Below are 8,964 nucleotides of genomic sequence, written 5' to 3' on the forward strand. Positions count from 1 at the left end.
GCCGGCCGCGGCGGCGGCTCCGGCGGCGCCCGCCCCGGCGCTGCCGGCCACGATCCCGAGCGCCTTGGCGTACCCCGCGGCACCGAACCAGCCGATGACCGCGACCGGGACGACACCGGGGATGCCGCTCGCGACCTCTTCGATCTGGGCCGCCGCCAGCCGGCACCTGGCGCACTCCTCCAGGTGCTTGCGCAGCCCCCGCTCGGCCCGGATGCGCAGCTTGCGGCGGGCGTAGGTGCCCAGTTGGTCGGCGTAGCGGGCGCACTCCTCGTCGTGTACGAGGCTGTCGCTGACGTGGGCCTGGAGATACGCCTGCTTCAGCCCTTCGCGCGCGCGGCTGGCGAGCACCCGGGTGCCGTTGGCGTCCAGCCCGAACAGGACGGCCACCTCGCTCGGGGACTCGTCCTCCACCTCGGTGTGCCACAGCACGGCCTGCCAGCGCTCGGGCAGCGAGCGGAAGGCCCGCATGGCCATGGACTGCTCGGCCTCGTGCATGGCGCGCACATCGGCGCCGAGACCGAGCGGGTCGTCGTCGGACACCTCCGTGACCCGCGTGGCCTGCTGCGCGAAGAGGGCGAAGTCGTCGACGAGTTGCTCCCGCCGGGCCGACCTGGTCCAGTGCGCGGCGACGCGCCGTACGGAGGTCAGCAGATAGGCCCGTACGGCGTGCTCGGGCCCGGATCCGCCGCGCACCGCCTGCAGCATGCGGGCGAACACCTCGGCGGTGAGATCGTCGGCGGTGTGGCCGTCCCGGCAGCAGGTCCGCGCATAGCGCCGTACCGCGTCGGCGTGCCGCCGGTACAGCTCCTCGTAGGCCGAGTCGTCCCCGGCGCGCATCCGCGCGATCAGCTCGGCGTCGCCGGACGGCATCTCCCGGGGCGGCGGCAGCACGCTTCCCTCACGCTGGGCCGGCACACCGCCGACGGGCCCACCGGAGGGAACGGAGGAGGCGCCGGGGGATACCGGGCGCCCGCCTTGGTTCGGTACCTGGGGCGAGGTCAGCCCGTGGGTTTCCCGGTTCCCGTCGTCATCGCGCGACTCGTCCCACCCGTCAGCCCTCATCGCGGACAGCCCCCGACACCGGCCCAGCCCAACCCGTCACCGGCTCAGAGTGCCACAACGCCTTTTCGTGCAGGACCCCTTGACCACCGCATCCACTCATCCGGGCGGACTTGCCCCTACGCGCCCCGAACACCCTTCGAACGCCCCGGGCGCACTACTGCCACCACCGGACGCCCCCTCACCACCCGACCGTGAAGCGGCGCGGGTGGTGCGGGGGGACGAAACCCCGCCGGGACGAAACCCGCCGGGGCTAGGCCGGCCGGGACCGAAACCCGCCGGGGCTAGGCCGGCCGGGACCGAAGTCCCTCCAGCAGGATGTCCAGCAAACGCGAAGACGCCGCCGCCTGCTGCGCCGCGTCCGGCAGGGACGGCGCCGCCGTGGCGATCACCAGCAGCACGTCCCCCACGGACACGTCCGCCCGCAGCGCACCGGCAGCCCGCGCCCGGTCCACCAACCGCCCGACCACGTCGAGCAGCGCCCCGGCCCCGGCGTCGTCGGCCATCGCGGCCTCGCCCGCCACCGTGGCCTCGTCCGCCACCAGCCGCAGCTCACCGCCGCCCGGCTGCACCCGCTGCTGGGGCACCCGAGCCTCCTCCGCCGACCCGGCGAGACCGGCCGACCCGGTGAGACCGGCGGGCCCGGTGAGGCCGGCCGACCCGGCGAAGCCCCCGGCCCCGGCGAGACCGGCGACCCCGGCAGAGCCCTCCTCGGCCGGAGCGCCGGAGCCGACCCGCAGCACCTGCGGCGGCAGCAACCGCCCCGCCCCCGACGCCACGGACGTGCGCAGGAACCGCGACAGCGCCGACCACGGCTCGTCCTCCTGCCCGAGCGCCGTCCGGGCCTGCTCGGTCAGCCGCGCCGTCTCCTCCTCGGCGATCCGCCGGACCAGCACGTCCTTGCTGGGGAAGCGCCGGTAGACGGTGCCCACCCCCACCCGGGCGCGCCGCGCCACGTCCTCCATCGGCGCGCCGTACCCCAGCTCGCCGAACACCTCACGCGCCGCACGCAGCACGTGCTCCAGATTGCGCTGTGCGTCCACCCGCAGCGGAGCCGTACGCGCCCCGTCCGCGCGTCCGTTGCTCCCCGCCGCGCTCATCGCCTTGCCGCCGGGCGCGATGGCGGCTGCAGATGCCCAATGCGTGTCCTGAACATGCATGTGTTTCCCCCGGTAATGACGTCTCCCCCCGGAGACTCCCCGCCACTGAGTCCGAAGTGCGCGGAACTGGCATCGGTCCCGACCGGACCCGCCCGTCGCGGACCCGGCCGACCACATTCCCTACACCCCGTCGACACACGAACATAGTTGAGAGGAAGTCAATTCAGAAGGGGCAGGTTCCGCACAGTGCGCCCCCCGATCGGAGTACGCGGCGTGTACGTCCCGATTCCCTCCCTTCTCCCCTTGTCGCCCGCCCCTGCTGACCTGCCCCCTTTCGTCCTGCGGGAACGCCGGGGCCGGCGTCGCGCGCACCCGGCCGCCGGTCACACAAATTGCCGGGGCTGTGGACAAACAACAGCGCCGGGTGCGTCATGGGACGGTGAAGGAACGTGCGCGCATTCTGGTTGTCGGCGGCGGCTACGTCGGGATGTACACGGCCCTGCGCCTCCAGCGGAAGCTGAAGGCCGAGCTGAGGAGGGGAGAGGTCGACATCACCGTCGTCACTCCCGACCCCTACATGACGTACCAGCCGTTCCTTCCCGAGGCCGCCGCGGGCTCGATCTCCCCGCGCCATGTCGTCGTACCCCTGCGCCGCGTCCTGGACCGGTGTCACGTCCTCATCGGCGAGGTGACGTCCATCGACCACGCGGTGCGCACCGCGGCCGTCACCACCCTCGCCACCGCCGAGGAAGGCAGGTCCGCCGAACTCCTCGGCTACGACGAGCTCGTGCTAGCCCTCGGCTCGGTCGCCCGCACCCTGCCCATCCCCGGGCTCGCCGAGCACGGCATCGGGTTCAAGACCGTCGAAGAGGCCATCGGCCTGCGCAACCACGTCATCGAGCAGATGGACATCGCGTCCTCGACCCGGGACCCCGCCATCCGCGACGCCGCCCTCACGTTCGTCTTCGTCGGCGGCGGCTACGCGGGCGTCGAGGCCCTCGGCGAACTGGAGGACATGGCCCGCTACGCCGCGCGCTACTACCACAACCTCCGGCCCGAGGACATGAAGTGGATCCTCGTGGAGGCCACCGACCGCATCCTCCCGGAGGTCGGCGCGGAGATGGGCCGCTACACCGTCACCCAGCTGCGCCGCCGCAACATCCAGGTGCTGCTCGACACCCGCCTGGAATCCTGCGCCGACCGTGTCGCCGTACTCAGCGACGGCCAGCGCTTCCCGACCCGCACGATCGTGTGGACCGCCGGGGTCAAGCCGCACCCGCTGCTCGACGCGACCGACCTGCCGCGCACCGGGCGCGGCCGGCTCCGCTGCACGGCCCAGCTGACCGTCGACGGCACGGAGCACGCCTGGGCCGCCGGCGACGCCGCCGCCGTACCCGACGTCACGGCGGCCGAGCCCGGCACCGAGACCGCCCCCAACGCCCAGCACGCCGTCCGCCAGGCCAGGGTCCTCGGCGACAACATCGCCCGCTCCCTGCGCGGCGAGCCCCTCCGGACGTACGCGCACAAGTACGTCGGGTCCGTCGCCTCCCTCGGCCTGCACAAGGGCGTCGCCCAGGTCTACGGACGCCGGCTGAAGGGCTACCCTGCCTGGTTCATGCACCGCGTGTACCACCTCAGCAGGGTGCCCACCGCCAACCGCAAGGCCCGGGTGCTCGCCGAATGGACCCTCGCCGGGCTCTTCAAACGGGAGATCGTCTCGCTCGGTTCGCTCGAACACCCCCGTGCGGAGTTCGAACTGGCGGCCGGTGGAAAACCTCCTCACAGCCCCTCCGACGACCCGAAGGGGTCGTCCTGACCGGACCCAGGAACTACGCGGGCCGTCCAGGCGTCTGACGGATGTCGCCGGGGCCCGCACCCTGCCAGACTGCCACACGTCCTCGGACGGGCCGCCCGCCCGCCCACCGCACCCACGAGGCTTTCCCCACAGTGAACTTCACGCGCTGGAGCGCCCGTCTCCCCGGAACGCAGCGCCGCGCCGCCGCGCGGACCGAGTCCCCGGACCGGCGGGGGGAAGGCTCCGTGCCCGCGGCCCGCGCCGAACGGTCCGCCGACGACGAGACCGCGGTGCCCGCCGTCGACGAACTGCCCGCACGCGACGTCCTGGACCGCGTCCCGGCCCTCGTCGCCCTCGTCCACGGCCCCGACCACCACATCGGCTACGTCAACGACGCCTACACAGCGGCCTTCGGCGCCCGCCCCACCGGCACACCCGCCCGTGACGCGCTGCCCGAACTCGCCGAACTGGGCCTGCTCCCGCTCCTCGACCAGGTGCTGCGCAGCGGCAAGCCCCGCACCCTGAAGTCCCGCAAGGCCGTCGACGGCCGCTCGTACACCTTCACCTGCACCCCCGTCGCCGAGGACGGCGACCGCGACGCCGGGGTGCTGGTCTTCGCCACGGACGTCACCGACCACGCCGAGGCCGCCGAACGCCTGCGCGCCAGCGAGCGCCGCCAGCGCGAAACGGCCGTCACCCTCCAGCGCTCCCTGCTCCCGCAGGAGCTGGAACAGCCCGACGACCTGCGCATCGCCGCCACCTACCAGCCCGGCGGCACCGAGGCCGCGGTCGGCGGCGACTGGTACGACGTGATCACCCTCGGCGGCGGCCGGACCGCCCTGGTCATCGGCGACGTCATGGGGCGGGGCGTCCGCGCGGCGGCCGTCATGGGCCAGCTCCGCACGGCCGTCCGCGCCTACGCCCGTCTGGACCTGCCCCCGCACGAGGTGCTCCAGCTGCTCGACGGCCTCGCCGCCGAGATCGACGCCAACCAGATCGCCACCTGCGTCTACGCCGTCCACGACCCGAACGAGGGCCGCCTGGTCTACGCGTCCGCCGGCCATCTGCCGATCCTGGTCCGCGACGAGAACGGCACGGTCTCCCGCACCGACGAGCCCAACGGCCCACCGCTCGGCACCGGCGGCTGGATGCACGCCTCCGGATCCATCGCCCTCGGCCCCGGCTCCACGGCCGTCCTCTACACCGACGGCCTGGTCGAGCGCCGCGACGCCGACCTGGACGAGGGCATCGCCAAGCTCGCGGGCGCCCTCGCCGGTGCCACCGGCACCCCCCAGGTGGTCTGTGACCGCCTGGTCCGCTCGGCCGGCGTCACCGCCGACCACGACGACGACGTGGCCGTCCTCGTCCTCCAGCACCCCGCGCGTACGGGACCCGACGGCGACCTCTTCCGCAACGCGGCCCTGGAACTCCTCGGCGGCGTCGAAGCCGCCCCCCGCGCGCGTGCCTTCGCCTCCGGCGTCCTCACCAGCTGGCGCTTCCCCGCCGAACTGCACGATCTGGGCGTCCTCGCCACCAGCGAACTGGTCGCCAACAGCCTCCAGCACGGCACCCCGCCCATGCGGCTCAGACTCCGCCGCACCGACCGCCGCCTCATCGTCGAGGTCACCGACGGCGACGACCACCTGCCCAGGCGCCGCCGCGCCGAGCCCGGCGACGAGTCGGGCCGTGGCATCGCGATCGTGGCGACGATCGCCTCCAGCTGGGGCTGCCGCCGCACCCCCGGCGGCGGCAAGGCGGTGTGGTGCGAGTTCGTGCTCCCGGCGAACAGACCGTGACCCCGCGCGGCACCTCGCCGCGCGGGGCGTCCGGTGCTAAAGCCTCCCCATGGCAGACGCAGCGGGCTTCCAGCTCACCGGTACACAACCCGAGCGGTACGACACCTACGCCGCTCCGATCAACACGCCGTTCGCGACCGCGCTCCTGGACGCCGTGGACCTCTGGCCCGGTGCCGCGGTCCTCGACCTGGCCTGCGGCACCGGCTTCACCGCCCGCGCCGCGGCCGCCCTGGTCGGTCCCACCGGCAGGGTCTTCGGCGCCGACGTCAACGAGGGCATGATCCGGGTGGCCCGCGCACGCCACCCCCGCCTCTACCCGGACATCGAGTTCACCGTGGCCCCCGCCGACCGGCTCCCCTACCCCGACGACAGCTTCGACGTGGTCGTCTGCCAGCAGGGCGCCCAGTTCTTCCCCGACCTCTCCGCCGCACTCGCCGAGACGGCCCGGGTCACCCGCCCGGGAGGCCGGTTCGCCGCCACCGTCTGGGCCGCCCTGGACCGGCAGCCCTATTTCCTCGCCCAGCGACGCGCCATCGAGGAGTACGGCGGACCCGAGGCGGCCGAGAGCCTCGCCCAGGCCTTCTCCTGCACCGCCGAGCGCCTGACCACGGCCCTTCACCAGGCGGGCTACCGGGAAACCGCCCACCGCGAGGTCGGCTTCGGCGTCGCCCTGCCGCCGCTGGACGGCTTCGCCCGCAACCAGCTGTCCGGCACCCCGTGGGGCGCCCTCGTCGGGGAAGCCGGCGATGAGGAGGCGCTCACCCGGGCGGGCGAGACGGTCCGCGACCGGCTCGCCGCCCACCTCGCCCCCGACGGCACGGCGACCGTCCCCTTCACCGCGATCCTGGTCACCGCACTCCGCTGACCTCCGCGTCAGCGGACATACGGCGACGGCCGCCACCCGAAGGCGACGGCCGTCGTGGAACACGGGAGACTCACGCCTCCGCGGGCACCGGCTCGGCAGGTGCCCCGCCGCGCGTGACCACCCGGGTCCCGCGCGCCGGCCAGGGCCGGTCCTGCACCGCGGTGAGCCGGCGCCCCAGCCGCAGCGCCAGGAAGGTGATCCCCAGCGAGAACAGCAGGAAGGTCACGACGTACGGCCCGTGCAGCGACGCCCCCAGAGGGCCGCCCACCGCCGGCCCTACCGCCAGCGCCAGCTGCTTGACCAGCGCGAACGCGGAGTTGTACTGCCCGGCCATGCCCTCCGGCGCCAGATCCGCGACCAGCGGGGCGACCGTCGGCGACAGCATCGCCTCGCCCAGCCCGAACAGCGCGTACGTCGACACGAAGGCGGCCGTGGCCATCTCCTGACTACCGTGCCCCAGCCCCGCGTACCCGGCGGCCAGCCAGGCCACGGCCCAGATCAGCCCGACGGCGGCGATGACCCGGGACCGCCGGCGCCGCTCCACCACCTTCAGCACGGCGAACTGGGCGACCACGATCATCAGCGTGTTCGCGGCCAGCGCCGTCCCGAGGGCGGAGGTGGATATCCCGGCGGCCTCGACGCCGTACGCGCTCAGCCCCGACTCGAACTGGCCGTAGCAGGCGAAGAAGAGCACGAAGCCCAGCACACACAGCTGCACCATGGCCCGGTTCCCGAGCAGCTGCTTCCAGCTGCCCTTCGCCGATGCCGTCGGCGCGTCCTCCATACGCGGCGAGCGCGGCGTCCGCACGGTCGCCATCACCGCGACCAGCAGCAGGAACATCGCCGCCTCGATCGCGAAGAGCAGGGTGAAGGAGGACACGCGCGTGGTGTCGACGAGATGGCCGCCTATCAGCCCGCCGACGCCGAGGCCCAGGTTCTGCAGGAAGAACTGCATGGCGAACGCACGCGAGCGGGTGTCCGCCGTGGAGCAGTCCACGATCATCGTCGCCAGCGCCGGCTGCATCACGGCCTGTCCGGCTCCGAGCGCCGCCGCGGACGCCAGCACCGTCGCGGCACCGCCCGCCAGGCCGAGGCTCAGCGCGCCCACGGCGGCGGTGACCAGGGCGGCGAGCAGGACCGGCAGCGGGCCGCGCCGCACGATCGCCCGGCCGGCGAACGGCAGCACGATCAGCGCGGCCACGGCGAAGACGGCGAGCACGAGTCCCGCCGTCATGGCTCCCAGTCCCCGCACCTGCGCCACGTAGACGTACAGGTAGGGGACGGTGAAGCCGAGCCCGAACGCGCTGAGTGCGTTGCCCACGTGGATCCGGCGCATCGCTGCGCCCATCGCCCTGGTCACGTTCACCTCTCTCACTAGTTAGACCTGAAGACTTCAAAGGTAAAGTTCGAAGCTAAAGAGTACACAGTCAAGGACTTCAAGGCAAAGGGGTGGCGTGCCATACTGCGGCCATGGCCGACACCCCCGGCGTCCCGGAGCCGACACTCGAAGAACAGATCGCCGCGTACCAGCGCGAGTTCCAGGATCTCGACCCGCAGGTCGAGAAGGTCGTGTCGGCGCTGTCCCGGCTGAACCGCCGTATGAACGTCGCCTACGGCCGTCAGACCGCCGCCCTCGGCATCAGCAACGCCGAGTGGGAGGTCCTCAAGGCGCTGGTCCTCTCCGGCGCGCCGTACCGCATGGGCCCCAGCGAGCTGGCCAAGCGGCTCGGCCTCACCCCGGCGGCGATGACCCACCGGATCGACCGCATGGTCGCGGAGGGGCTGGTCACCCGGGAGCGGGACGAGTCCAACCGCGTCCGGGTGATCGTGGAGCTGACTCCCGAGGGCCGCGAGAAGTGGCTGGAGGCCATGCGCATGGCGACGGTCTTCGAAGAGGATCTGCTCCAGGACCTCACCCCTGCGGAGCGTGCGGTGCTCGGCGAGGTCCTCACCCGGCTCCTGCGCAGGGTGGAGCACGCGCAGCCGGACGCCGGCGGCCGGCTCAGTGACCTGGACTGAAGCCCCCAGAAAAGATCTTGACAGGCGGGGGTTGACACGCCCCCGCCCGCTCCGTAAAGTTCTTCGGGTTGCCGCGGAGCCGTAACGGTTCTCCGGCAGCACCTCAGCCGCTTCGAGCGGCGACCCTCACACCAACAGCACGATCTCCCGGACGGGTTGTATTCGGCGTGCCCGAATTCAATTCGAAAGGGAAGCCCAGCGGCCCGATTGGGAATCGCCGAGCGGATCCGCTAAGGTTTGAGACGTCGGAACGGCCCAACGGCCGGGAAGACAAACCCCCCTGACTGGGAGTCAGACGCCGAAAGGATCTGATAGAGTCGGAACCGCCGG

General features: G+C 73.0%; 7 protein-coding genes. 4 read left to right on the plus strand and 3 right to left on the minus strand.

Features of this window, described 5'->3' with window-relative positions:
• Both AB0B40_RS37475 and AB0B40_RS37480 read right to left on the minus strand, forming a co-directional pair.
• On the minus strand, positions 1-1,062 hold a 1,062-nt coding region (locus tag AB0B40_RS37475), incomplete at its 3' end, for a sigma-70 family RNA polymerase sigma factor (protein WP_362268089.1).
• Between the two features lie 281 nt (positions 1,063-1,343).
• Positions 1,344-2,219 (minus strand): helix-turn-helix domain-containing protein, encoded by an 876-nt coding sequence (locus AB0B40_RS37480; RefSeq protein ID WP_345060832.1) that lies wholly within the window; start codon positions 2,217-2,219, stop codon positions 1,344-1,346.
• Between the two features lie 379 nt (positions 2,220-2,598).
• Here AB0B40_RS37480 and AB0B40_RS37485 point away from each other — a divergent pair, with 379 nt between their 5' ends.
• From AB0B40_RS37485 to AB0B40_RS37495, 3 genes are all read left to right on the plus strand, one after another.
• Positions 2,599-3,975 (plus strand): NAD(P)/FAD-dependent oxidoreductase, encoded by a 1,377-nt coding sequence (locus AB0B40_RS37485; RefSeq protein WP_345060830.1) that lies wholly within the window; start codon positions 2,599-2,601, stop codon positions 3,973-3,975.
• Between the two features lie 131 nt (positions 3,976-4,106).
• A complete protein-coding gene (locus tag AB0B40_RS37490) occupies positions 4,107-5,750 on the plus strand; it encodes a SpoIIE family protein phosphatase (protein WP_345060828.1) in 1,644 nt (547 codons plus the stop codon).
• A 49-nt stretch (positions 5,751-5,799) separates the two neighbouring features.
• The gene (locus tag AB0B40_RS37495; RefSeq protein ID WP_362268092.1) at positions 5,800-6,615 is read left to right on the plus strand and encodes a methyltransferase domain-containing protein; all 816 of its coding nucleotides are present in this window, start codon (positions 5,800-5,802) and stop codon (positions 6,613-6,615) included.
• Positions 6,616-6,685: 70 nt separating this feature from the next.
• Here AB0B40_RS37495 and AB0B40_RS37500 read toward each other — a convergent pair whose 3' ends face one another.
• Positions 6,686-7,975, minus strand: a complete 1,290-nt coding sequence (locus AB0B40_RS37500; protein ID WP_345060824.1) for an MFS transporter — start codon at positions 7,973-7,975, stop codon at positions 6,686-6,688.
• A gap of 110 nt (positions 7,976-8,085) precedes the next feature.
• On the opposite strand from AB0B40_RS37500, the gene AB0B40_RS37505 reads away from it, so the two are divergent.
• Complete coding sequence (locus AB0B40_RS37505) at positions 8,086-8,634, plus strand: MarR family transcriptional regulator (protein ID WP_345060822.1); 549 nt, start codon at positions 8,086-8,088, stop codon at positions 8,632-8,634.
• Positions 8,635-8,964: the final 330 nt, after the last annotated feature.

This window comes from Streptomyces sp. NPDC042638 (assembly GCF_040647235.1).
Taxonomy (GTDB): Bacteria; Actinomycetota; Actinomycetes; order Streptomycetales; family Streptomycetaceae; genus Streptomyces; species Streptomyces rameus.

Excerpts from the sequence above, each read along its gene's own strand:
- AB0B40_RS37505 (WP_345060822.1), top strand. The coding sequence starts at position 8,086 with ATGGCCGACACCCCCGGCGTCCCGGAGCCGACACTCGAAGAACAGATC.
- AB0B40_RS37495 (WP_362268092.1), top strand. The coding sequence starts at position 5,800 with ATGGCAGACGCAGCGGGCTTCCAGCTCACCGGTACACAACCCGAGCGG.
- AB0B40_RS37480 (WP_345060832.1), bottom strand. The coding sequence starts at position 2,219 with ATGCATGTTCAGGACACGCATTGGGCATCTGCAGCCGCCATCGCGCCC.